At 73.1% G+C, this 22493-nt stretch carries 20 protein-coding genes; 12 read left to right on the top strand and 8 right to left on the bottom strand.

All coding sequences use genetic code 11. The features are described 5' to 3' along the window. Nucleotides 1-146 precede the first annotated feature (146 nt). From ACZ4XX_RS16095 to ACZ4XX_RS16085, 3 genes are all read left to right on the top strand, one after another. Nucleotides 147-992, top strand: coding sequence for a GNAT family N-acetyltransferase (locus tag ACZ4XX_RS16095; protein WP_468508547.1), 846 nt, complete (start codon nt 147-149; stop codon nt 990-992). Between the two features lie 28 nt (nt 993-1020). After that, a complete protein-coding gene (locus ACZ4XX_RS16090; protein ID WP_468508546.1) occupies nt 1021-1566 on the top strand; it encodes a GNAT family N-acetyltransferase in 546 nt (181 codons plus the stop codon). Nucleotides 1567-1635: 69 nt separating this feature from the next. Continuing rightward, nucleotides 1636-3336, top strand: a complete 1701-nt coding sequence (locus ACZ4XX_RS16085) for a proline--tRNA ligase (RefSeq protein WP_468508545.1) — start codon at nt 1636-1638, stop codon at nt 3334-3336. A gap of 66 nt (nt 3337-3402) precedes the next feature. Here the strand turns inward: ACZ4XX_RS16085 and ACZ4XX_RS16080 are convergent, their stop codons facing one another. From ACZ4XX_RS16080 to ACZ4XX_RS16065, 4 genes are read right to left on the bottom strand one after another with little or no spacing between them, the layout of a single operon-like run. Next, complete coding sequence (locus ACZ4XX_RS16080) at nt 3403-4494, bottom strand: slipin family protein (protein ID WP_468508544.1); 1092 nt, start codon at nt 4492-4494, stop codon at nt 3403-3405. Nucleotides 4495-4539: 45 nt separating this feature from the next. Beyond that, nucleotides 4540-5439, bottom strand: a complete 900-nt coding sequence (locus tag ACZ4XX_RS16075) for an aminoglycoside phosphotransferase family protein (RefSeq protein WP_468508543.1) — start codon at nt 5437-5439, stop codon at nt 4540-4542. A 31-nt stretch (nt 5440-5470) separates the two neighbouring features. Beyond that, nucleotides 5471-5887, bottom strand: a complete 417-nt coding sequence (locus tag ACZ4XX_RS16070) for a ferritin-like domain-containing protein (RefSeq protein WP_468508542.1) — start codon at nt 5885-5887, stop codon at nt 5471-5473. Further along, the gene (locus tag ACZ4XX_RS16065) at nt 5884-6456 is read right to left on the bottom strand and encodes a hypothetical protein (protein ID WP_468508541.1); all 573 of its coding nucleotides are present in this window, start codon (nt 6454-6456) and stop codon (nt 5884-5886) included. Before ACZ4XX_RS16065 ends, ACZ4XX_RS16070 begins: the two co-directional genes overlap by 4 nt. Before the next feature lie 179 nt (nt 6457-6635). Here ACZ4XX_RS16065 and rimP point away from each other — a divergent pair, with 179 nt between their 5' ends. From rimP to ACZ4XX_RS16020, 9 genes are all read left to right on the top strand, one after another. Next, nucleotides 6636-7142, top strand: a complete 507-nt coding sequence (gene rimP, locus ACZ4XX_RS16060; RefSeq protein ID WP_468508540.1) for a ribosome maturation factor RimP — start codon at nt 6636-6638, stop codon at nt 7140-7142. 2 nt (nt 7143-7144) lie between these two features. Beyond that, nucleotides 7145-8140, top strand: coding sequence for a transcription termination factor NusA (gene nusA / locus ACZ4XX_RS16055; protein ID WP_073913073.1), 996 nt, complete (start codon nt 7145-7147; stop codon nt 8138-8140). Nucleotides 8141-8214: 74 nt separating this feature from the next. Then, nucleotides 8215-8496 carry a YlxR family protein gene (locus ACZ4XX_RS16050; RefSeq protein WP_468508539.1) on the top strand — a complete coding sequence of 94 codons (282 nt, stop codon included), beginning with the start codon at nt 8215-8217 and terminating at the stop codon, nt 8494-8496. A gap of 151 nt (nt 8497-8647) precedes the next feature. Beyond that, on the top strand, nt 8648-11758 hold the full coding sequence (gene infB / locus ACZ4XX_RS16045; RefSeq protein ID WP_468508538.1) for a translation initiation factor IF-2: 3111 nt from the start codon (nt 8648-8650) through the stop codon (nt 11756-11758). 148 nt (nt 11759-11906) lie between these two features. Then, the gene (locus tag ACZ4XX_RS16040) at nt 11907-12200 is read left to right on the top strand and encodes a DUF503 domain-containing protein (RefSeq protein WP_030322425.1); all 294 of its coding nucleotides are present in this window, start codon (nt 11907-11909) and stop codon (nt 12198-12200) included. A 31-nt stretch (nt 12201-12231) separates the two neighbouring features. After that, nucleotides 12232-12672 (top strand): 30S ribosome-binding factor RbfA, encoded by a 441-nt coding sequence (rbfA, locus tag ACZ4XX_RS16035; protein WP_030322427.1) that lies wholly within the window; start codon nt 12232-12234, stop codon nt 12670-12672. Continuing rightward, the gene (gene truB / locus ACZ4XX_RS16030; protein ID WP_468508537.1) at nt 12669-13568 is read left to right on the top strand and encodes a tRNA pseudouridine(55) synthase TruB; all 900 of its coding nucleotides are present in this window, start codon (nt 12669-12671) and stop codon (nt 13566-13568) included. The genes rbfA and truB overlap by 4 nt, the downstream gene beginning before the upstream one ends. A 225-nt stretch (nt 13569-13793) precedes the next feature. Then, nucleotides 13794-17447 carry a trypsin-like peptidase domain-containing protein gene (locus ACZ4XX_RS16025; RefSeq protein ID WP_468508536.1) on the top strand — a complete coding sequence of 1218 codons (3654 nt, stop codon included), beginning with the start codon at nt 13794-13796 and terminating at the stop codon, nt 17445-17447. Between the two features lie 31 nt (nt 17448-17478). Continuing rightward, a complete protein-coding gene (locus ACZ4XX_RS16020; protein ID WP_468508535.1) occupies nt 17479-18447 on the top strand; it encodes a bifunctional riboflavin kinase/FAD synthetase in 969 nt (322 codons plus the stop codon). 55 nt (nt 18448-18502) lie between these two features. Here ACZ4XX_RS16020 and ACZ4XX_RS16015 read toward each other — a convergent pair whose 3' ends face one another. The 4 genes from ACZ4XX_RS16015 to ACZ4XX_RS16000 are packed head-to-tail and all read right to left on the bottom strand — an operon-like array spanning nt 18503 to nt 22330. Beyond that, nucleotides 18503-19504 carry an ABC transporter ATP-binding protein gene (locus ACZ4XX_RS16015; protein WP_468508534.1) on the bottom strand — a complete coding sequence of 334 codons (1002 nt, stop codon included), beginning with the start codon at nt 19502-19504 and terminating at the stop codon, nt 18503-18505. Continuing rightward, on the bottom strand, nt 19501-20475 hold the full coding sequence (locus tag ACZ4XX_RS16010; RefSeq protein WP_468508533.1) for an ABC transporter ATP-binding protein: 975 nt from the start codon (nt 20473-20475) through the stop codon (nt 19501-19503). The genes ACZ4XX_RS16015 and ACZ4XX_RS16010 overlap by 4 nt, the downstream gene beginning before the upstream one ends. Then, on the bottom strand, nt 20472-21386 hold the full coding sequence (locus tag ACZ4XX_RS16005) for an ABC transporter permease (RefSeq protein ID WP_468508532.1): 915 nt from the start codon (nt 21384-21386) through the stop codon (nt 20472-20474). The genes ACZ4XX_RS16010 and ACZ4XX_RS16005 overlap by 4 nt, the downstream gene beginning before the upstream one ends. Then, nucleotides 21383-22330 carry an ABC transporter permease gene (locus ACZ4XX_RS16000; RefSeq protein ID WP_202491700.1) on the bottom strand — a complete coding sequence of 316 codons (948 nt, stop codon included), beginning with the start codon at nt 22328-22330 and terminating at the stop codon, nt 21383-21385. Before ACZ4XX_RS16000 ends, ACZ4XX_RS16005 begins: the two co-directional genes overlap by 4 nt. Nucleotides 22331-22493: the final 163 nt, after the last annotated feature.

Raw genomic sequence — 22493 nt, 5'->3', positions numbered from 1 at the left:
GCTCCCCACGAGGCCGGCTCCCGGCTCCTCCCGAAGCCCCCTCCTCCCTCCGGGGAGGAGGGGGCTTCGCGTCCGTGGAGGGCCCCGCCACAGGCGAGAGGGGTAAAGTGCGGAGACCACGTAGAACCGTACGGTGAGGCCCCCTCGTGCTGACACAACCCGCCACCCGGGTGCTCGAACCCGCCGACCTCGGCGCCGCACTCGCCGTTCTGGAGAGCGCCCCCGTCGAGAACGCCTTCGTGACCGCCCGCGTCCAGGTCGCCGGGCTCGATCCCTGGCGGCTCGGCGGCGAGATGTGGGGCTGGTACAGCGAGGGCCGGCTGCGGTCGCTCTGCTACTCCGGCGCCAACCTCGTGCCGCTCTGCGCGACGCCCGAGGCCGTCCGCGCCTTCGCCGACCGTGCGCGGAGGACCGGCCGCCGCTGCTCCTCGATCGTCGGGCCCGCCGAGCCCACCACCGAGCTGTGGCGGCTCCTGGAGCCGAGCTGGGGTCCCGCGCGGGACGTCCGCGCCCGGCAGCCGCTGATGGTCGCCGAGGAGCCCTCCGTGACCGTCGCGCCCGATCCGCTCGTGCGCCGCGTCCGCAAGGACGAGATGGACGTGATCATGCCCGCGTGCGTGGCCATGTTCACCGAGGAGGTCGGCATCTCCCCGCTCGCCAACGACGGCGGACTGCTCTACCAGGCCCGGGTCGCCGAACTCGTCGGCGCAGGCCGCTCCTTCGCCCGCATCGAGGACGGCAAGGTGATCTTCAAGGCGGAGATCGGCGCCGCCACCCGCCAGGCCTGCCAGATCCAGGGCGTCTGGGTCGCCCCGGAGCACCGCGGCAAGGGCCTCTCCGAGTCGGGCATGGCCGCCGTCCTCCAGTACGCCCTTGCGGACGTCGCGCCCGTGGTCAGCCTGTACGTGAACGACTACAACACCCCGGCGAGGGCCTCGTACCGCCGTGTCGGCTTCCAGGAGACCGGTGCCTTCATGAGCGTGCTGTTCTGAGGCCACGGCCGCTTGTAGGGTGCGCCGCATGGATGACGCAGAGGTCATGATCGGGCCGGTCAATCTCGCCGCCCGGGTGGACGAGGCACTCGCCGTGCAGGCGCTCGCCTTCGGCCTGGACCAGGACGAGATCGCCGTACGCCGCCACATCGTGCTGCGCCACCTGCTGAACCCAGGCGCCCGCGCCTACGGGGCCACCACCCCCGAGGGAAAGCTCGTCGGGTTCGTGTACGGGATGCCCAACGACCGGAGCCACTGGTGGTCCACCGTCGTCGAGTCGTACCTGCGCGCCACCGGCACCGCCGACTGGCTCCAGGACTCCTTCGTCATCACCGAACTCCACGTCCACCCGGCCCACCAGGGCCGCGGCGTGGGCCGTGAACTGATCACCACCATCACCGACGGGGCCGCCGAACCGCGCTCGATCCTCTCCGCGATCGACACCGACAGCCCGGCCCGCGGCCTCTACCGCTCCCTCGGCTACCAGGACCTCGCCCGCCAGGTGCACTTCCCGAGCGCCGTCCGTCCGTACGCGGTCATGGGCGCGTCCCTGCCGCTCAAGCGCCGGAACTGATTTCTCCGACCCGGGGAGGCCCGGCTAATCTCGGGGCCATCATCCTTACCCGGCAGGAGTACGAGAACCATGGCCAACGCACCGGTCCAGCGCATGTCCCAGTTGATGGCGAAGACGCTGCGCGACGACCCGGCCGACGCCGAGGTCCTCAGCCACAAGCTCCTCGTCCGCGCCGGTTACGTGCGCCGCACCGCCGCCGGCATCTGGAGCTGGCTGCCCCTCGGCAAGAAGGTCCTCACCAACATCGAGCGCATCGTCCGCGAGGAGATGGACGCGATCGGCGCGCAGGAGGTCACCCTCCCCGCGCTGCTGCCGCGTGAGCCGTACGAGGCGACGGGCCGCTGGGACGAGTACGGCGCCGAGCTCTTCCGCCTCCAGGACCGCAAGGGCGGCGACTACCTTCTCGGCCCGACGCACGAGGAGATCTTCACGCTCCTGGTCAAGGACCAGTGCTCGTCGTACAAGGACCTGCCGGTCATCCTCTACCAGATCCAGAACAAGTTCCGTGACGAGGCCCGCCCCCGTGCCGGCATCCTGCGCGGCCGCGAGTTCCTGATGAAGGACTCGTACTCCTTCGACACGGAGGACGAGGGCCTGGCCCAGTCCTACGCCCTGCACCGCCAGGCCTACCAGCGGGTCTTCGAGCGCCTCGGCCTCGACTACCGCATCGTCGCGGCCACCGCCGGCGCCATGGGCGGCTCGAAGTCCGAGGAGTTCCTGGCCCCGGCCGAGGCCGGCGAGGACACCTTCGCCGACTGCCCGAACTGCGACTTCGCGGCGAACACCGAGGCGATCTCCTACGAGCTGCAGACGGTCGACGGCTCCGCCGTCCCGGCCGCCGAGGAGATCCCCACCCCCGACACCCCGACGATCGAGACCCTGGCGGCCTCCCTCGGCGTCCCGGCCTCCGCCACGCTGAAGAACCTCCTGGTGAAGGTCGACGGCGAGATCGTCGCCGTGGGCGTCCCCGGCGACCGCGAGGTCGACCTGGGCAAGGTCGAGGAGCACTTCGCGCCGGCGACCGTCGAGATGGTCACCGAGACCGACTTCGCCGAGCGCGCCGACCTCGTACGGGGCTACGTCGGCCCGCAGGGCCTGGAGAAGGTCACGTACATCGCCGACCCGCGCGTGGCGCCCGGCACCGCGTGGATCACGGGTGCCAACAAGGACGGCATGCACGCGAAGAACGTCGTCGCGGGCCGTGACTTCGAGGTCGAGGAGTACGTCGACGTCGTCGTCGTGCAGGAGGGCGACCCGTGTCCCACGTGCGGCACCGGCCTCAAGCTGGACCGCGCCATCGAGATCGGCCACATCTTCCAGCTGGGCCGCAAGTACGCCGACGCCCTCAAGCTCGACGTCCTCGGCCAGAACGGCAAGCCGGTCCGCGTGACCATGGGCTCGTACGGCATCGGCGTCTCGCGTGCCGTCGCCGCGCTCGCCGAGCAGACGGCCGACGAGAAGGGCCTGTGCTGGCCGGCCGAGGTCGCCCCGGCCGACGTGCACGTCGTCGCCGCGGGCAAGGCCCTCCAGATCGAGCTGGCCCTGGAGGTCTCCGACAAGCTGTCCGCCGCGGGCCTCCGCGTCCTGGTCGACGACCGCGCGGGCGTCTCGCCCGGCGTCAAGTTCACCGACGCGGAGCTCATGGGCGTCCCGAAGATCCTGGTCGCGGGCCGCCGTTCGGCGGAGGGCGTCGTGGAGCTGAAGGACCGCCGGACGGGCGACCGCGAGGAACTGACGGTCGACGAGGCGCTCGCCCGCCTCACCGCCTGATCGCGGGAGACATGAGGGAGGGGCGGGGGCCCGGGGCCCCCGCCCCTCCCGCGCGTCGGGGGAGGCTCAGGCGCCCTCCTCCGGTGGTGCCGGATCCACCGACGCCCCCGTCAGGTCGCCGACCGGCTCCACCCGTTCCGCCGCATGGGCCGCGCCCTTCAGATACGCGTCACTGACCGGCGGCGTCGACGGAGCCGAGGGCGTCGACGGAGCCGAGGGCGTCGACGGAGCCGAGGGCGTCGACGGAGCCGAGGGCGTCGACGGAGCCGAGGGCGTCGACGGAGCCGAGGGTGGCGACGAGGACGGTGCCGTGGAGGGGGACGGTGCCGTCGACGGGGCGGGCGCTGCCGACGCGTCCGACACCACGGCGGGCGCCTCGCTCCCGGCCGCCGCCTGCCCCATCGTCGACCGTTCCAGGAACCGCAGCAGCTCCACCGGGAACGGCAGCACCAGCGTCGAGTTCTTCTCCGCCGCCACCGCCACCACCGTCTGCAGCAGCCGCAGCTGCAGCGCGGCAGGCTGGTCGGACATGACCGCCGCCGCCTCCGCCAGCTTCTTCGAGGCCTGGAGCTCCGCGTCCGCGTTGATCACCCGCGCCCGGCGCTCCCGGTCCGCCTCCGCCTGCCGGGCCATCGAGCGCTTCATCGTCTCCGGCAGCGAGACGTCCTTGATCTCGACCCGGTCGATCTGCACGCCCCAGCCGATCGCGGGGGAGTCCAGCATCAGTTCCAGGCCCTGGTTGAGCTTCTCCCGGTTCGACAGCAGGTCGTCGAGATCGCTCTTGCCGATGATCGACCGCAGGGACGTCTGCGCCATCTGCGAGACCGCGAACTTGTAGTCCTCGACCCGGATCAGCGCCTCCGCCGCGTCGACGACCTTGAAGTAGACGACCGCGTCGACCCGCACCGTCACGTTGTCCCGCGTGATGCCCTCCTGCGCGGGCACGGGCATCGTGACGATCTGCATGTTCACCTTGTGGAGGCGGTCCACCCCCGGAATGATCATCGTGAACCCGGGCACGCGCACGTCGTCGCGCAGCCGGCCGAAGCGGAAGACGACTCCTCGCTCGTACTGCTTCACGACCCGCGCGGCCGCACCGGCGTAGACGGCCATCGCCGCAGCCGCCCCGGCAGCCGCCACCAGCAGCTCTTCGATCATCACGGCCCCCTGGATTGAGCCGAACGGTACAGAAAGGGTATTCCCCTACAGCCAGCTCGCGAACTCCAGAAGCAGCTCGGCGTCCTGCCGCCGCCCCGCCGTCAGCGCCCGCGTGCCCGACTCGACCGCGCGGAACAGCGTCCAGCCGCGCAGCCGCTCCCGGTCGAGATCCAGGGAGTCGGCCAGCTTGTTGACCCGCCGCCGGGCCGCCGAGGCGCCCGAGGACGCGGCCACCAGATCCTCGACCCGGTCCCGTACGAGCCGGGCGAGGTCGTACGCCCGCTCGCCGACCAGCGGCTCGGGGCCCACGGCCAGCCAGGGCGCCCGGTCACCGCCGAGCACCTTGCCCTGCCGGAAGTTCCCGTGCAGCAGCATCGTCTCGGAGGAGGCGGCCACCAGCTCCTCGCGCGCCGCGAGCGCCGCCGTCGTCAGCTCGGCGGTCGCCGCCCCGGTCAGATGCGGGACCATCGCCGCCGCCTGCCGGGCGGTCCGCTCGGCCACCGTCTCGAAGCCGTGCTCCGCCGCCGGCTCGACCCACAGCTTGCGTACGGTCCCGGCCGCCTCCAGGAGCGCCTTCGCCTCCGGGAGCGAGCGCAGCGAGACCTCGGGGTGCAGCCGTTCGAGGACGAGCGCGCCCTCCGCGGTCTCGTCGAGGAGCTGGACCGCGCCCCAGCCGTTCCAGTGCGCGAGCGCGTCCCGCTCCAGGTCGGGCCGGGCGAACGCGGGTGCGATCTTGAGCGCGGCGGGGGAGCCGTCGGACCGCCGGACGAGCACGACCAGGCTGCTGCGTCCGCCGGGTGCCATCACCCGTTCGCTGTCCAGGGAGGCGTGGTCGAGCACCTGGGCGGCGAACTCGGGCAGCTTCCCGAGCCACTCGGCCGCCGCGGCGTCCCCGTACGTCTCACCGAGCGTCCTGATCAGTCGCTGCGGCGGTTCGAAACCCATGCGTACGTTGTTCCTTCGGTCGGGGCGGGGCTCACACCCGCTCGGCGAGCCCAGGAAAGGTTACGTCGCTGCCGCGCCAGCGCACCGCGCGTACGGCCGCCTCCCGCAGCGCGGCGGCCGCCTCGCTGCGCCGCGGGCCCTCGGTCGCCCGGACGAGGTCGGAGTAGACCCCCGCCACCCGGTCCTCCAGGACGGCCGCGAGGCGTACGGCGCCGGCCGGGTCCGCGACCCGGAAGGGCAGCTCGTACGCGGCCTCCGCCACCACCGGCGTACCACCGAGGTCGCGCACGCTCCGGCGCAGCGCGTCCCGGCGCGCCCGGTGGGCCTCGTACGCGGAGGTGGCCTCGGCCCGCCGTTCCGTACCGATGCGGCCGCCGACGACCCCGTACCCGTACACCGCCGCGTGTTCGGCGGCCAGTGCGGCCTGGGTCGCGTCGAGGGCGCTCATGCCCGGGCTCCTTCGGTCAGCAGGTAGGCGTGGACGGCTCCGGCGGCGGCCACGGAGGCCAGCAGCCGGGCGTACTCGGGCGGGGCGGTGACGAGGGCGGCGGTGTGGGCGTCGGAGGCCGTGCGCTCGGCCGCCGCGAGCTCCTTCAGCGCCGACCGGGGGTCGGCCGCGACGGGCACGGGGGGCGCGGTGGGCCGCGCGGAGGCGGAGGCACCGGCGGAAGGGGAGGCGGAGGCGGTCGGCGGGGCCGTCGCCGGTCGCACCGTCGTACCGCCCTCGCCGAGCGCCTCGGCGTGCGCCGCCACGGAGCGTCGCAGCGGGGTCAGCAGGGGTGCGAGGGCCGGGTGGGCGCCGAGCACCGCGTCGTGACGTTCCAGCAGGGTCCTGGAGGCGGTCACGGAGCGCAGCCGCAGCGCGGCCTCGGCGCGTGCCACCCGTTCGGCCTCGACCTCGGCCGCATCCGGCTTCCGGGGACCGGGGTCCACGGAGGCGGTGCAGCCCGGGAGCGCCGCCGCGGCGACGGCCGAGACCGCCGCCGTCAGGAGTGCGCGCCTGCCCGTCGTCGTCACGCTCTCTCCCTCAGCTGTGGTACGTCGTCGAAGATCGTCGGGATCACCGCAGGCGAGCGTACCCGCGGGCCCCGGGGCGGTGGACGGCAACACCCTCCCGGACCGGATACCCTTTGGTCTGACACGCGAGGAAGACGCGACGAACCCACAACAGCACACGCGGCCGAGGAGTCACCCGGATGAGCACCACCCAGAGCGACAGGCTGCGCGGACTCGTGGAGCCGCTGGTCCACGCGAAGGACCTGGATCTGGAAGAGATCGAGGTGTCCCGGGCCGGCCGCCGTGGACTGGTGAGGATCGTCGTCGATTCGGACGAGGGCGTGGAACTGGACGCCTGTGCCGAGCTGAGCCGCGCGATCTCCGAGAAGCTCGACGAGACCGACGTGATGGGCGAGGGCGAGTACGTCCTCGAAGTCAGCTCCCCCGGCGCCGACCGCCCGCTGACCGAGCACCGCCACTACGTGCGGGCCGTCGGCCGCCTCGCCAAGCTCCAGCTGACCACCGACGGCGCCGCCGAGGAACTGGTCGCGCGGATCCTGGCCGTGGACGAGGACGGCCTCGACCTCGAAGTGCCGGGCGTGAAGGGGCGCAAGCCCACCGCCCGCCGGGTCGCGTTCGCCGACATCGTCAAGGCGCGTGTCGAGCTCGAGTTCAACCGCAAGGACAAGAAGGAAGAGGAGGCGTAGCCGTGGACATCGACGTGAAGCTGCTCAAGGGCTTGGCGCATGAGAAGGAGATCTCCTTCGACCTGCTGGTCGAGGCGATCGAGTCGGCCCTCCTCATCGCCTACCACCGCACCCCCGACGCCCGCCGCCACGCGCGTGTGGAGCTGGACCGGCTCACCGGTCACGTGACGGTGTGGGCGAAGGAAGACCCCTCCGATCTGGAGGAGGGCCAGGAGCCCAAGGACTTCGACGACACCCCGTCGGACTTCGGCCGGATCGCGGCGAGCACCGCCCGCCAGGTGATCCAGCAGCGTCTGCGGGACGCCGAGAACGACGTGACGTTCGGCGAGTACGCCCGCCGTGAGGGCGACGTCGTCGCCGGTGTCGTGCAGCAGGGCAAGGACCCGAAGAACGTCCTGGTCCGCCTGGACGACAAGCTGGAAGCCATTCTTCCGGTGCAGGAGCAGGTGCCGGGCGAGGACTACACGCACGGTCTGCGGCTGCGGACGTACGTCGTCCGGGTGGCGAAGGGTGTGCGCGGTCCGTCCGTCACTCTTTCGCGCACCCACCCCAATCTGGTGAAGAAGCTCTTCGCCCTCGAGGTGCCGGAGATCGCCGACGGCTCGGTCGAGATCGCGGCCATCGCCCGTGAGGCCGGTCACCGCACCAAGATCGCCGTCCGTTCCACCCGTTCGGGCCTGAACCCCAAGGGCGCCTGCATCGGCCCCATGGGCAGCCGCGTCCGCAACGTGATGGCGGAGCTGCTCGGCGAGAAGATCGACATCGTCGACTGGTCGGACGACCCGGCCGAGATGGTGGCGAACGCGCTCTCCCCGGCGCGGGTGTCCAGGGTCGAGGTCGTCGACATGGCGGCCCGTTCCGCCCGCGTGACGGTGCCGGACTACCAGCTGTCGCTGGCGATCGGCAAGGAGGGCCAGAACGCCCGCCTCGCCGCGCGTCTCACCGGCTGGCGGATCGACATCCGTCCGGACACCGAGCCGAGCGGTCCGGAGGACTGAGACCGTTTTTGGCCAACAACTGTTCGATTCTTGCCCCAAACAGGTGAGGTCGGTACGGGGAGGTAGACTTAATCGTGTCTGGCCGGACGCATGCCCGCGCGTGCCCTGAGCGAACCTGTGTGGGATGCCGGGTGCGAGCGGCCAAGAGCGATCTGCTGCGGATCGTGGTGAACAAGGACGAGTGCGTTCCTGATCATCGCGGTACGCTGCCCGGCCGGGGTGCGTACCTGCATCCCGCCGTGGCTTGTCTCGATCTGGCGGTCCGCCGCCGGGCGTTCCCGAGGGCCTTCAAGGTCCAGGGTCCGCTCGAAACAGCGGAACTGCGTCATCACGTCGAACAGCCGGCACCGCAGTGAACAAGAAGTACGGCACGGAACACCGTGCGGTCAGGTACCTCGCGAGTTGGAAGTAGGTCGAGATTGCGATGAGCACTCGATGAGTACGCGATGAGTACGCCCATGAAGTAGCGACGGTCCGGCGGTAACCCGGACCTCACAAAGGAGCAAAGTGGCTAAGGTCCGGGTATACGAACTCGCCAAGGAGTTCGGTGTGGAGAGCAAGGTCGTCATGGCCAAGCTCCAAGAACTCGGTGAATTCGTCCGTTCGGCGTCCTCGACGATCGAGGCGCCGGTCGTGCGCAAGTTGACTGACGCTTTGCAGGGTCCCGGCGGCAACGCCGGCAAGACCGCTGCCAAGCCCGGCGCGCCCCGCAAGGCGGCGCCCTCCCCCGCGGCGCCGTCTCCGGCCGCCGCGGCTCGTCCCGCTGCCCCCAAGCCCGGCGCCCCGGCCCCCAAGCCGGCCCCCGCCGCGCCTGCGGCGCCGGCCCCGGTCACTCCGGCCGCGCCCGCCGCGAGCAGCACCCCCTCCCCGGCTCCGGCCGCCTCGGGCCCCCGCCCGGGCCCGAAGCCCGCGCCCAAGCCGGTCACGCCGGCTCCGGCCGCCCCCGAGTTCACCGCTCCGCCGTCGGCTCCCGCCGCCGGCCAGCGCCCCGGTGGCGCCGGGCAGGGAGCCCGTCCCACCGGCGACCGCCCCGAGCGTCCGGCCCGTCCGGGTCAGGGCGCGCCGCGTCCGCAGGGCCAGGGTGCCCCGCGTCCGCAGGGTCAGGGCGCTCCGCGTCCGGGCGGTGCCCGTCCGGCCGGTCCGCGTCCGGGCAACAACCCCTTCACCTCGGGTGGCTCCACCGGCATGGCGCGTCCGCAGACGCCCCGTCCCGGTGGCGGCGCTCCCCGTCCCGGCGGCGCCGGTGCCGCTCCGGGCGCCCCGCGTCCGCAGGGTGGCCCCGGCGGCGCTCCGCGTCCGCAGGGTCAGGGCGGCGCTCGTCCGACCCCCGGTGGCATGCCTCGTCCGCAGGCTCCCCGTCCGGGCGGCGCGCCCGGCGGTAACCGTCCCAACCCGGGCATGATGCCGCAGCGTCCCGCTGCCGGCCCGCGTCCCGGTCCTGGCGGCGGTGGCCGTGGTCCCGGCGGCCCCGGCGGCCGTCCGGGTGGTCCCGGCGGTGGCGGCGGCGGTCGTCCCGGCTTCGCCGGTCGTCCGGCCGGTCCCGGCGGTGGCGGCGGCGGCTTCGCCGGTCGTCCCGGTGGTCCCGGTGGCGGCGGCGGTCGTCCGGGTGGTCCCGGCGGCGGTGGCGGCGGCTTCGGCGGTCGTCCCGGTGGCTTCGGTGGCCGTCCCGGTGGTCCCGGTGGCCGTGGTGGCACGCAGGGCGCCTTCGGTCGCCCCGGCGGTCCCGCGCGTCGCGGTCGCAAGTCGAAGCGTCAGAGGCGCCAGGAGTACGAGGCCATGCAGGCCCCGTCCGTGGGCGGCGTGATGCTGCCTCGCGGCCACGGCGAGACCATTCGCCTGTCGCGCGGTGCCTCCCTCACCGACTTCGCCGAGAAGATCGGCGCCAACCCGGCGTCGCTCGTCGCGGTGATGATGAACCTCGGTGAGATGGTCACGGCCACGCAGTCCGTCTCCGACGACACGCTGACGATGCTCGGCGAGGAGATGAACTACACCGTTCAGATCGTCTCGCCGGAGGAAGAGGACCGCGAGCTCCTCGAGTCCTTCGACATCGAGTTCGGCGAGGACGAGGGCGGCGAAGAGGCTCTGGTCTCCCGTCCGCCGGTCGTCACCGTCATGGGTCACGTCGACCACGGTAAGACCCGACTTCTCGACGCGATCCGCAAGACGAACGTCGTCGCGGGCGAGGCCGGTGGCATCACCCAGCACATCGGTGCCTACCAGGTGGGTACCGAGGTCAACGGCGAAGAGCGTCGCATCACCTTCATCGACACCCCGGGTCACGAGGCGTTCACCGCCATGCGTGCCCGTGGTGCGAAGTCGACCGACATCGCGATCCTCGTGGTCGCGGCCAACGACGGCGTCATGCCGCAGACGATCGAGGCGCTCAACCACGCCAAGGCCGCCGGCGTCCCGATCGTCGTCGCGGTCAACAAGATCGACGTCGAGGGTGCGGACCCGACCAAGGTCCGCGGTCAGCTGACCGAGTTCGGTCTGGTGGCCGAGGAGTACGGCGGCGACACGATGTTCGTCGACATCTCCGCCAAGCAGGGTCTGCACATCGACTCCCTGCTGGAGGCCGTCGTCCTCACCGCCGACGCCTCGCTCGACCTGCGGGCCAACCCGAACCAGGACGCGCAGGGTATTGCGATCGAGTCCCACCTCGACCGCGGTCGCGGTGCCGTCTCGACCGTCCTGGTCCAGCGCGGAACGCTGCGCATCGGCGACACCGTGGTGGTCGGCGACGCGTACGGCCGCGTCCGGGCGATGCTCGACGACAAGGGCAACAACGTCGAGGAGGCGACCCCGTCGACTCCCGTCCTGGTCCTGGGTCTCACCAACGTCCCGGGTGCCGGCGACAACCTCCTGGTTGTCGACGAGGACCGTACGGCCCGTCAGATCGCCGAGAAGCGCGCGGCGCGTGAGCGCAACGCCGCCTTCGCCAAGCGCGTCCGCCGGGTGTCCCTCGAGGACCTCGACAAGGTGCTCAAGGCCGGTCTCGTCCAGGAACTCAACCTCATCATCAAGGGCGACGCGTCCGGTGCGGTCGAGGCTCTCGAGGCCTCGCTGCTCCAGCTCGACGTCGGCGAAGAGGTCGACATCCGTGTCCTGCACCGCGGTGTGGGTGCGGTCACCGAGTCGGACATCGACCTGGCCATGGGCTCCGACGCCATCGTCATCGGCTACAACGTCCGTGCGGCCGGCCGTGCCGCGCAGATGGCGGAGCGCGAGGGCGTCGACGTCCGGTACTACTCGGTCATCTACCAGGCGATCGAGGAGATCGAGGCGGCGCTCAAGGGCCTCCTCAAGCCGGAGTACGAAGAGGTCGAGCTCGGCACGGCGGAGATCCGCGAGGTCTTCCGCTCGTCCAAGCTGGGCAACATCGCCGGTGTCCTCATCCGCTCCGGCGAGGTCAAGCGCAACACCAAGGCGCGCCTCGTCCGCGACGGCAAGGTCATCGCCGAGGACCTCACGATCCACGGTCTGCGCCGCTTCAAGGACGACGTCACCGAGATCCGCGAAGGCTTCGAGGGTGGTATCAACCTCGGAAACTTCAACGACATCAAGATCGACGACGTCATCGCGACGTACGAGATGCGCGAGAAGCCGCGCGCCTGATCGCGTCCGATCGCAGCAGTGAGCCGGGGCCGGTCGGCGGAAACTATTCCGTCGATCGGCCCCGGCCGTTGCGTGTACGGTTTCGGATGTCCCCGCCGAGTGGTCGGCGGGCACACCGAACCCGAACCGGCGGGATATCCGGACATACATGTATGTGGGGACACTGTCCTTCGATCTGCTCCTCGGCGACGTTCGTTCGTTGAAGGAGAAACGCTCCGTCGTCAAGCCGATCGTCGCCGAGCTCCAGCGGAAATTCGCGGTGAGCGTGGCGGAGGTCAGCGGCCAGAACCTCCATCGACGGGCCGAGATCGGCGTCGCGATGGTGTCGGGGGACCCGGGACACCTCAGCGACGTACTGGACCGGTGCGAGCGGCTCGTCGCCGCCCGCCCCGAGGTGGAGCTGCTGTCGGTGCGCCGCAGGCTCCACACTGATGAAGACTGATGTTGAGCAAGGCAAAGAAGGAGAAGGACCAGTGGCCGACAACGCGCGGGCGAAGAAGCTGGCAGACCTCATCCGGGAGGTGGTCGCCGAGAAGCTGCAGCGCGGCATCAAGGACCCCCGCCTGGGCACGCACGTGACCATCACGGACACCCGTGTCACCGGCGACCTGCGGGAGGCCACGGTCTTCTACACGGTCTACGGCGACGACGAGGAGCGGGCGAGCGCCGCAGCCGGACTGGAGAGCGCCAAGGGCATCCTCCGTTCGGCCGTGGGCCGCGCGGCGGGGACCAAGTTCACCCCGACCCTGGCCTTCGTGGCGGACGCCCTCCCGGAGAACGCGAAGACGATCGAGGACCTCCTCGACAAGGCGCGGGCCTCGGACGCCCAGGTGCGGGAGGCGTCCTCGGGCGCCCACTTCGCGGGCGACGCCGACCCCTACAAGAAGCCGGGCGAGGACGAAGCCGCCGAATGAGCAACGCAGCAAAGGTGCCCGACGGCCTTGTCATCGTCGACAAGCCGTCGGGCTTCACCTCGCACGACGTCGTGGCCAAGATGCGCGGGATCGCGAAGACCCGCAGGGTCGGCCACGCCGGCACGCTCGACCCCATGGCCACCGGCGTCCTCGTCCTCGGCGTGGAGCGGGCGACGAAGCTCCTCGGTCACCTCGCGCTGACCGAGAAGGAGTACCTGGGCACCATCCGCCTGGGCCAGACGACGATCACCGACGACGCCGAGGGCGAGATCACGGCGTCCGTCGACGCGTCCAAGGTGACCCGAGAGGGCATCGACGCGGGTGTCGCCGAGCTGACCGGCGCCATCATGCAGGTGCCGTCGAAGGTCTCCGCGATCAAGATCGACGGCAAGCGGTCGTACGCGCGCGTGCGTGGTGGCGAGGAGTTCGAGATCCCGGCCCGCCCGGTCACCGTCTCCTCCTTCCAGGTGTACGACGTCCGTGAGGCGACCGCCGAGGACGGCACCCCCGTCGTCGACCTGGTCGTCTCCGTGGTCTGTTCGTCCGGTACGTACATCCGGGCGCTCGCGCGGGACCTCGGCGCCGGACTCGGCGTGGGCGGGCACCTGACCGCGCTGCGCCGCACCCGGGTCGGCCCGTACAAGCTGGACGCCGCGAAGACGCTCGACCAGCTCCAGCAGGAGCTCACGGTCATGCCGGTCGCCGACGCGGCCTCGGCGGCGTTCCCCCGGTGGGACGTCGACGAGAAGCGGGCCAAGCTGCTGCTCAACGGGGTCCGCCTGGAGATGCCCGAGTACCCGGCGGGTCCCGTCGCGGTCTACGGGCCCGGGGGGACGCTGCTGGCGCTCGTGGAGGACCAGCGGGGCAAGGCCAAGAGCCTCGCCGTCTTCGGCTGATCCGAGCGGTTCGGAGCTCATCGTCGGCTCACAGTGAGGGCGGGCACGCGCGCGTGCCCGCCCTCACGTGTCTCCCCCCCCTGTTTCCCCCGCGAGATCCTGTCCGGCGAAACGCCGAAGAATCACCCGATCAGGGAGGCGCTCGGAGTGAAGGGGGGAGTGCCAGGGGGCGCGTTCCCCTCTCGTGGTCCTCCGTGTGATCACCGGCGACCTACCGTCGACCCCATGGGACGCGGGGACCTGGCGACGCTGGTGCGGATCTGCGATCTGGCGGGCCGGCCTCGCGGTACCGGATTCCTCGCCGACCACCACGGAACGGTCGTCACCAGTCACGAAGCCGTCGACGGGCTCAGCCGTGTCGTCCTGCACGCTCCCGGCGACCGGACCTGGCTCGCCGAGGCAGAGGCCGTCACCCCGCTGCCGGAGAACGGCCTCGCGCTCGTACGGACCGAAGGCCTCGGCGTACGGCCGCTGCCGCTCGCGACCCGAACCGAGATCGAACCCGGCACATACGTGCGGATCGCCGCCCACGGCTGGCGCGAGGCGCGCGTGCTCGGCCCCACCGCCGTCACGTACACCGCCACCGACCGCTTCCACGTGCTCGCCGACGCCCTCGAACTCGCCATCGGCACCGAAGGCGCAGAGGCCCTCCGCCTCGGCGGCCAGGCCGCCGGCGGCCCCGTCCTCGACACCACCACCGGCACCGTCCTCGCCGTCCTCGGCACCGCCCTGCACGGCGACCGTCCCGCCGCCGGATACGCGGTGCGACTGCGCCCCGAAGGCCCCTTCGCCGCCCTCCTCCGGCGCAACGCGGCCACCGTCCCCGCCTACGGCCCCGACCTCAACCTCGCCGGAATCCTGGAACTCACCGCCACCTCCACCGGACCCGTGCGGGACCCCGACCCCTGGCCCGAGCCCGTCGAACGCCCCGAGTGCGTCCGCGGGTTCGCCCGCTTCGCGGCGGGCGAGGCGCCGGTCCTCGCCCTCGTCGGAGCCCCCGGCACCGGCCGCACCACCGCCCTGGCCTCCCTCTGCGCCCGCCGCGCCCGGGGCGTCGCACCCGCCCCCACCGTCCGGCTGCGCGGGGCCGACCTGCGCGCCGGGGACCGCTCGCTCGCCGAGGCCGTCGGCCGCGCGCTCCAGCAGGCCGGCCGGATCGCCGCCGCCTCCGGGGCCCTCGGCGACACCACCACCGCCACCCCCGAACGGGCCGCCGCCCTCGCCCACGAGGCGGGCCGCCCGCTCCTCGTCGTCCTCGACGGCCCCGAGGAGATGCCGCCGCACCTGGCCCACCGGCTCGCCGACTGGACGACCGCCACCGAGGACTGGCTCCGCGCCCACCGCGTCCGCCTCGTCACCGCCTGCCGCCCCGAGCACTGGGAACGCGCGGGCGCCCTCTACCGGCCGGGCGCGTTGCACCGGCCGGCGCCGGGCCCCCGCGGCGGAGCACCCGGCGGACCGCAGGCCGCCCTCGTCCTCGGGCCGTACTCCGCGGCCGAGGCCCAGGCCGTACGCGAGGGGTACGGGCTCGGCGAGACGGACCTCGCCGAGGCCGACGCCCGCCACCCGCTGGCCCTGCGGCTGCTCGCCGAGGTGCGGGCCGCGCTGCCGGGCGACGTCCCCGGGCGGCCGGGACGCGAGGAGATCTTCACCGCGTACCTCGACCTGATGTGCCTGCGGATCGCCGTCCGGATCGCCGCGGGCTCCCGGCCCCTGCCCCCGGGGAGCGCCGTACGCCGCCTGGCCGCCCGCGTCACCGGCCAGGTCCACGAGGCGGCCCGCCGCTGCCTCGGCCCGGGGCACGGCGTCCTCGACCGGCCCTCCTTCGAGGAGCTCTTCCCCTGGCGGGCCGGCTGGGCCTCGGCGGTCCTCACCGAAGGCCTCCTCGTCCCGGCCGGCTCCGGCTACCGCTTCGCCCACGAGGAACTCGCGGACTGGGTGCAGGCGGCCCACCTGGACCTGGACGGCGCCCTGGAGGCACTGCTCTCCCCGGGGCTCGGCTCCCTTGCCGGCCCCGGGGCCGCGGCCGTTCCCGCCGCCCTCGCCGACCCCCTCGCGCCGCCCGCCGTCCCCCGGCAGCGGACCCCCGACGAAGCGCCCCCGCCCGTCCCGCGCCATCGCATCGGCCCCGTCCTCCAGGCCCTCCTGCTGCTCCACCGGGAGCGAGGTCCGGCCGGCCTCGCCCCACGGCTCGCCGTGCTCGCCGAGGCCCTCGGGCGGTACGCCGACGAGGCGGACGGAGCCTCCGGGGACGGGCCCTGGTGGGCCGCCCGGCTGTTCGGCGAGAGCGTGCGGAGGCTGCCGGACCTCCGGCCGTACCTCCCCGTCCTGCGGCTGCTCGCCGACCGGATCGGGGGCGGGGCCGAGGCGCACGACGCCGGCGCCGGCCGGATCGGCGCCCGTGGCGGGCGGCACGCGGTGTTCGCCGCGTTCGGGCCGGAGTTCTGGCTGGGGCTGCCGCTCGGGGAGGACGAGCGGATCGACCTGCTGCGGCGGCTCGTCCCCGCCGACCCGCCCCCAGCCGCCCCGCCCGCCGGCGAGGACCGCGGCGGCGACCTGGGCGAGGACCGGGGCGAGGGCCAGGGCGAGGACCTGGGAGAGGACCCGGGCGGCGGCCCCGGCGGCGGCCGGGCCCTCGCCGCCGTCGCAGGGATGCTCGCCGCCGACCCCCGGGGCGTCCAGCCGCTGCTCTGCCGCTGGTTCGTCGACGACCGCGCCCTCCCCGCCGTCCCGGGCGCGACCGTCGCCACCGCCGCCCAGGCCCTTCTGCACACCCATCGGGCGCTCGCCGTCGACGATCTCTGCGAGGCGCTCGTCGCCACCGCCCACCCGCTTGCCGACGGCCTCCTCGCCGCCCTCGCCGAGGACGAGCCCTCCGCCGTCTGCCGGGCCGTCGACCGCTGGGCCCACGACGACGGGCGCCCTGAACGGAGGGTGGCGGCCGCCACGTACGGGCATCTCGTCGCCGGTCACGCCACCAGCCCCACCGACCGGGAACTCCTCCGCTTCGCCGCCCTCGCCCTCCTCGCCCGACCCGGCGACCAGAGCCTCCACGGCGCCGCCCTGGGCCTGCTGATCCGCGACCCGCACACCCGGGACCGCCACCTGCCCCGCGCCCTCGCCGAGCCCCGGGTGCCCGCGAGCGCCCTCGTCGAGGCCCTCGCGGCCGACCCCGGACCGGTCCTCGCCGCCTTCGGGGCCCGGCTGGACGGCACCGGCGAGGTGCCCGCCGCCGCCCTGCGGGCCCTCGCCGACGTCGACACGCCCGCGCTCGCCCGCCGGGTGGCGTCCCTCGTCCGCGGGTACGTCGCCCGCCACCCGGAGGGCGCCGGGCACGTGGCCGACTTCGTCGACCGGCGCTTCGAGTACGGCCCGGCCGCCCGGGCCGTACTCTTCCCGCTGGTCTCCGGCCTGATCCGGGGCCGTCCCGCGCGGGTCCGCGGCGCCCTCGCCCCCGTCCTCGCCGCGCCCGGCACCGGCGCCTCCCGGCATCTGCGCGCCGAACTCCTCGACGTACTCCTGGAGCACGAGCGCTACGAGGCCGAGACCGGGGAGTTCACCGTTCTGGCCGTCCTCCTGGAGGCCGCGGCGGAGGGCGCCGAGCGGCGCAGCGAGCCGCGCAACCGGGCGCTCACCCACCAGGTCGGCGCCCTGTGGGCCCGTACGCCCGAAGGCGCGAGGCAGCTCGACCCGTTCCTCGCGGGACTCGTCCGCGCGCGGCCCGCGTTCGCCACACAGCTCGCCCGCTGGACGGTCGGCGACCCCGCGGCATGGGCGCCGCTGCTCGGTCCGGAGACCCTCCGGGCGCTGCGGAGCCACGGCACTTCCATGCCGATGCGAACCGACGGCCTCGGGCATGGCAGTCTTAGACCTGCGTAATCGGCGAACAGGCGGACGAGGAGCGGTCACAGTGCAGCGCTGGCGTGGCTTGGAGGACATCCCCCAGGACTGGGGGCGCAGCGTCGTCACCATCGGCTCCTACGACGGTGTGCACCGCGGGCACCAGCTGATCATCGGGCGGGCCGTCGAGCGCGCCCGGGAACTCGGCGTCCCCTCCGTGGTGGTCACGTTCGACCCGCACCCCTCCGAGGTCGTGCGGCCCGGCAGCCACCCGCCGCTGCTCGCCCCGCACCACCGGCGTGCCGAGCTGATGGCCGGCCTCGGCGTGGACGCGGTGCTCGTGCTGCCGTTCACCGCCGAGTTCTCCCAGCTGTCACCGGCCGACTTCATCGTCAAGGTGCTCGTCGACAAGCTGCACGCGAAGGCCGTCATCGAGGGCCCCAACTTCCGTTTCGGACACCGGGCCGCCGGCAACGTCGCCTTCCTGTCCGAGCTCGGCGCCACCTACGACTACGAGGTCGAGGTCATCGACCTGTACGTCAGCGGCACCGCGGGCGGCGGCGACCCGTTCTCCTCCACCCTCACCCGCCGGCTCGTCGCCGAGGGCGACATGACCGGCGCCGGTGAGATCCTCGGCCGTCCGCACCGCGTCGAGGGCATCGTGGTCCGCGGCGCGCAGCGCGGCCGCGAACTCGGCTTCCCGACGGCCAACGTCGAGACCCTCCCGCACACCGCGATCCCGGCCGACGGCGTCTACGCCGGCTGGCTGACGGCCGACGGGGAGCGGATGCCGGCGGCCATCTCCGTCGGCACGAACCCGCAGTTCGACGGTACGGAGCGGACGGTGGAGGCCTACGCGATCGACCGTGTGGGCCTCGACCTGTACGGACTGCACGTGGCCGTGGACTTCCTCGCGTACGTCCGAGGGATGCTCAGGTTCGACACCCTGGACGACCTGCTCGAGGCGATGGCCGGCGACGTGAAGCGCTGCCGGGAGCTGACGGAGGCGTACGACCTGGAGAACCCCCAGGCCGGCTAGGGCCTGCCGTCGCCCTCCCGCCTGCCGGGCGACGAGGGGAGTTCGACGACACCCCCTAGCCCCGCGCCACCCAGTGGCAGGCCACCTCCTGCTCCCCGCCGCCGCCCAGGACCGGCAGGCTCTCGCCGCGGCAGCGGTCCGCGACCGCCGCCGCCTCGCCCGAGGCGAGGATCTGGCAGCGGGCGTGGAAGCGGCAGCCGGACGGGATGCGGGACGGGTCCGGGGGCTCGCCGGTCAGCACCACCGGAGCGCCCTCCGATTCCGGAAGCACCGACAGCAGCGCCCGGGTGTAAGGATGCCGGGGCCGGGTCAGGACGGACTCCACCGTGCCGGTCTCCACGACCCGGCCCAGGTACATCACCGCCACCCGGTCCGCGATGTTCCAGGCGAGACCCAGGTCGTGCGTCACCACCAGGGCGGAGAGGCCGAGTTCGTCCCGCAGGCGCAGCAGCAGCGCCAGGATCTCGCCCCGTACGGAGGCGTCAAGTGACGCCACCGGCTCGTCGGCGACGATGAGTTCGGGCTCCAGGACCAGCGCGCCCGCGATGACGACGCGCTGCCGCTGACCACCGGACAGTTCGTGCGGGTAGCGCAGGAAGAAGCGCTCCGGCGGGCGGAGCCCGGCCCGCGCGAGGGCTCCGGCGACGGCCTCCCGCTCGTCACCCGTGTACCCGTGGATCCGCAGTCCCTCCGCCACCGCGTCGTACACCGTGTGCCGGGGGTTCAGCGAGCCGCTCGGGTCCTGGAGGACCAGCTGGGCCCGCTTCCGGTACGCCTTGAGGGCCCCGGCGCCGTACGCGAGCGGCTTCCCGTCGAAGGAGACCGTCCCCGCCGTGGGCCGGACCAGGCCGAGGAGCGAGCGGGCCAGCGTCGTCTTGCCGCAGCCCGACTCCCCGACGAGGGCCACGATCTCGCCCGCGCCGATGTCCAGGTCCACCCCGTCGACCGCCCGTGCGGGCGGCGCGCCGCGCCGCCCGTGGAAGGTGACGTGCAGTCCGCGCGCCGACAGCAGTGACGCCGCCGTCGTCTCCGTACGCACGGCCGTCTCGGTGCTCATGACGCGCTCCCCACATGGACGCAGGCGGCCCGGTGATCCGCGCCCGCCTCCCGTAGTTCCAGATCGATCTCTCCGCACGCGTCCACCGCCACCGGGCAGCGCGGACGGAAGGTGCAGCCGCCCGGCAGGTCCGCCGGGTCCGGCGGGTCGCCCGGCAGTCCGCGCGGCGCACGCCGGGACGCGAGGTCCCCGACGCGCGGGAACGCCGAGGACAGTGCCCGGCCGTAGGGGTGCCGGGCGGCCTCGTACACCGCCCGGGCCGGACCCTCCTCGACGACCCGGCCCGCGTACATCACGGCCAGCCGGTCACAGGTGTCGGCGAGGACCGCGAGGTCGTGGCTGATCATCAGGAGGCTGATGGACTGCTCGGCGACGAGTCGCTCGATCAGCCGCAGGATCTGCGCCTGGATCATCACGTCGAGCGCGGTCGTCGGCTCGTCCGCGACGATCAGCTGCGGATCGCAGGCCAGCGCCATCGCGATCATCACGCGCTGCCGCTGTCCGCCGGACAGTTCGTGCGGGTAGGCGGCCGCGCGCGCGGCGGGCAGACCGACGTGTTCGAGTAGTTCGCCGGCCTTTCTGCGGGCCGCCGCCGGGGTCGCCCGGCCGTGGACGAGCAGCGGTTCGGCGATCTGGTCCCCGATCCGGTGCACGGCGTTGAGCGAGTGCATCGCGCCCTGGAAGACGATCGACGCCCCCGCCCACCGCACGGCCCGGAGCCGGCCCCACTTCATGGTGAGGACGTCGTCGCCGTCGAGCAGGATCCGCCCCTCGATCCGCGCCGACGCCGGAAGCAGGCGCAGCAGCGCGAGGGCGAGTGTGGACTTGCCGCAGCCGGACTCGCCCGCGACACCCAGTTTGCGGCCCGGTTCCAGGGTCAGGTCGACCCCGCGCACGGCGGGCACGGCGGCCGCGCCCGATCCGTACGTCACCCTGAGGCCCCGTACCTCCAGGAGGCTCCGCGTACTCATCGGCTCACCCCCAGCTTCGGGTTGAGCACGGACTCGACGGCCCGGCCGCACAGGGTGAACGCCAGCGCGACCAGGGCGATGGCGATGCCGGGCGGGGCCAGGTACCACCAGTGCCCGGAGGAGACCGCGCCGGCCTCGCGGGCGTCCTGGAGCATGCCGCCCCAGGAGACGACCGTCGGGTCGCCGAGCCCGAGGAAGGCGAGCGTCGCCTCGGTGAGGATGGCGGTCGAGATGCCGAGCGTGGTCTGCGCGAGCACCAGCGGCATGACGTTCGGCAGCACGTGCCTGCTCATGACGTGCCCGTGGCCGCCGCCGAGCGCGGTCGCCCGTTCGATGTACGGGCGGGACTCGACGGCGATCGTCTGGGCCCGCACCAGGCGGGCCGTGGTCGGCCAGGAGGTCACTCCGATGGCGATGACGACCGTCCACATCGACCGGGACATGACGGTGGCGAGCACGATCGCGAGGACCAGGGTCGGCATCACCAGGAACCAGTCGGTGATCCGCATGACGACGGTCGAGAACCAGCCGCCGTAGTGCCCGGCGATGATTCCCACGAGGGTGCCGATGGCGACCGAGAGCGCTGCCGCCAGCAGTCCGACGAGCAGCGAGATCCGCGCTCCCCAGATCAGCAGACCGAGCAGCGAGCGGCCGAACTGGTCGGTGCCCAGCGGGAATTCGGCGCTCGGCGACTCCAGGGCGGTGCCCGGGGCCTGCGTCACGGACTGCACGTCGGCACCGACGGTCCACGGGGCGGTGAGTGCGAGCAGCGCGATGAGGGCGAGCCCGGCGAGGCCGTAGAGCCCGGCGCGGTGGGTGCGGTACGCCTTCCAGAAGCGGGACACCGAGCTGCGGCGGCGTTCCCACCGCAGCGAGGAGGCCGACGGCAGCGCCGGCTCGGTCGAGGTCATCGGCCCACCCTGGGGTCGAGCAGCGGATACAGCAGGTCGGCGATCAGGTTCATCAGGATCATCGCCCCGGCGAAGACGACGAAGAGGCCCTGCACGAGCGGCAGGTCGGGCACGCTCAGGGCCTGGTAGAACAGTCCGCCGAGCCCCGGCCAGGAGAACACCGTCTCCACCAGGATCGACCCGGCCGCCACATGGCCCAGATTGATGAAGATCATGGTCACGGTCGGCAGGAGCGCGTTCGGCACGGCGTGCCGGCGCCGCACGTCGTCGTCGCGCAGGCCCTTCGCCCGCGCCGTCGTCAGGTAGTCGCCGCCCATCTCGTCGAGGAGCGAGGAGCGCATCACGAGCAGGGTCTGCGCGTATCCGACGGCCACCAGCGTGACGACCGGCAGGACGAGGTGGTGGGCGACGTCGAGGACGTACGCGAAGCCGGTCTCGCCCGTGCCCGACTCCATGCCGCCGGTCGGGAAGAGCCCCGGGACCGGGCCGATGCCGACGGAGAACACGATGATGAGCAGCAGCCCGAGCCAGAAGGAGGGCACCGACCACAGCGTCAGCGCGATCCCGGTGTTGAGCTTGTCACCGAGCCCGCCGTGGCGCCAGGCCGAGCGGGTGCCGAGCCAGAGGCCGAGCGCCGAGTAGATCACCACGGCGACGCCGGTGAGCAGCAGCGTCGCGGGCAGTTTCTCCGCGATGAGGTCGCCGACCGGGGCGCGGAACTGGAACGAGGTGCCGAGGTCGCCGCTCAGCGCCTTCGCGCAGTAGTCGGTGAACTGCTGCCAGAGCGGCAGGTCGAGTCCGAACTGGCGCCGCAGTGTGGCGAGTTGTTCGGCGGAGGTGGGCACGCCGTGCGTCATCGCCTTGACCGGGTCGCCGGGGATGATCCGGAACAGGAAGAAGCTGGTGACGAGGACGGCGAAGAGGGAGACGAGTGCGCCGCCCAGCTTGCCCGCCGCGTGGCGGAGGTAGCCGGGGGAGAGACCGGTGCGGGGTGCGCCGTCCGTGGGGGGGGGGGGGGTTGGCCCGCCCCCCCCCCCCGGGGGGGTCCTTTTTTTTCCTGCCCCCCCCCCCCCCGTCCCGGGGGTGTGGCAAGGGGCGGGGGAACCA

The organism is Streptomyces sp. NPDC029956, from assembly GCF_055574655.1.
This window is presented reverse-complemented; position numbering and strand designations above follow the sequence as displayed.

Excerpts from the sequence above, each read along its gene's own strand:
- ACZ4XX_RS16090 (WP_468508546.1), top strand. The coding sequence starts at position 1,021 with ATGGATGACGCAGAGGTCATGATCGGGCCGGTCAATCTCGCCGCCCGG.
- ACZ4XX_RS16085 (WP_468508545.1), top strand. The coding sequence starts at position 1,636 with ATGGCCAACGCACCGGTCCAGCGCATGTCCCAGTTGATGGCGAAGACG.
- ACZ4XX_RS16080 (WP_468508544.1), bottom strand. The coding sequence starts at position 4,494 with ATGATCGAAGAGCTGCTGGTGGCGGCTGCCGGGGCGGCTGCGGCGATG.
- ACZ4XX_RS16075 (WP_468508543.1), bottom strand. The coding sequence starts at position 5,439 with ATGGGTTTCGAACCGCCGCAGCGACTGATCAGGACGCTCGGTGAGACG.
- ACZ4XX_RS16070 (WP_468508542.1), bottom strand. The coding sequence starts at position 5,887 with ATGAGCGCCCTCGACGCGACCCAGGCCGCACTGGCCGCCGAACACGCG.
- rimP (WP_468508540.1), top strand. The coding sequence starts at position 6,636 with ATGAGCACCACCCAGAGCGACAGGCTGCGCGGACTCGTGGAGCCGCTG.
- ACZ4XX_RS16040 (WP_030322425.1), top strand. The coding sequence starts at position 11,907 with ATGTATGTGGGGACACTGTCCTTCGATCTGCTCCTCGGCGACGTTCGT.
- truB (WP_468508537.1), top strand. The coding sequence starts at position 12,669 with ATGAGCAACGCAGCAAAGGTGCCCGACGGCCTTGTCATCGTCGACAAG.
- ACZ4XX_RS16025 (WP_468508536.1), top strand. The coding sequence starts at position 13,794 with ATGGGACGCGGGGACCTGGCGACGCTGGTGCGGATCTGCGATCTGGCG.
- ACZ4XX_RS16015 (WP_468508534.1), bottom strand. The coding sequence starts at position 19,504 with ATGAGCACCGAGACGGCCGTGCGTACGGAGACGACGGCGGCGTCACTG.
- ACZ4XX_RS16010 (WP_468508533.1), bottom strand. The coding sequence starts at position 20,475 with ATGAGTACGCGGAGCCTCCTGGAGGTACGGGGCCTCAGGGTGACGTAC.
- ACZ4XX_RS16005 (WP_468508532.1), bottom strand. The coding sequence starts at position 21,386 with ATGACCTCGACCGAGCCGGCGCTGCCGTCGGCCTCCTCGCTGCGGTGG.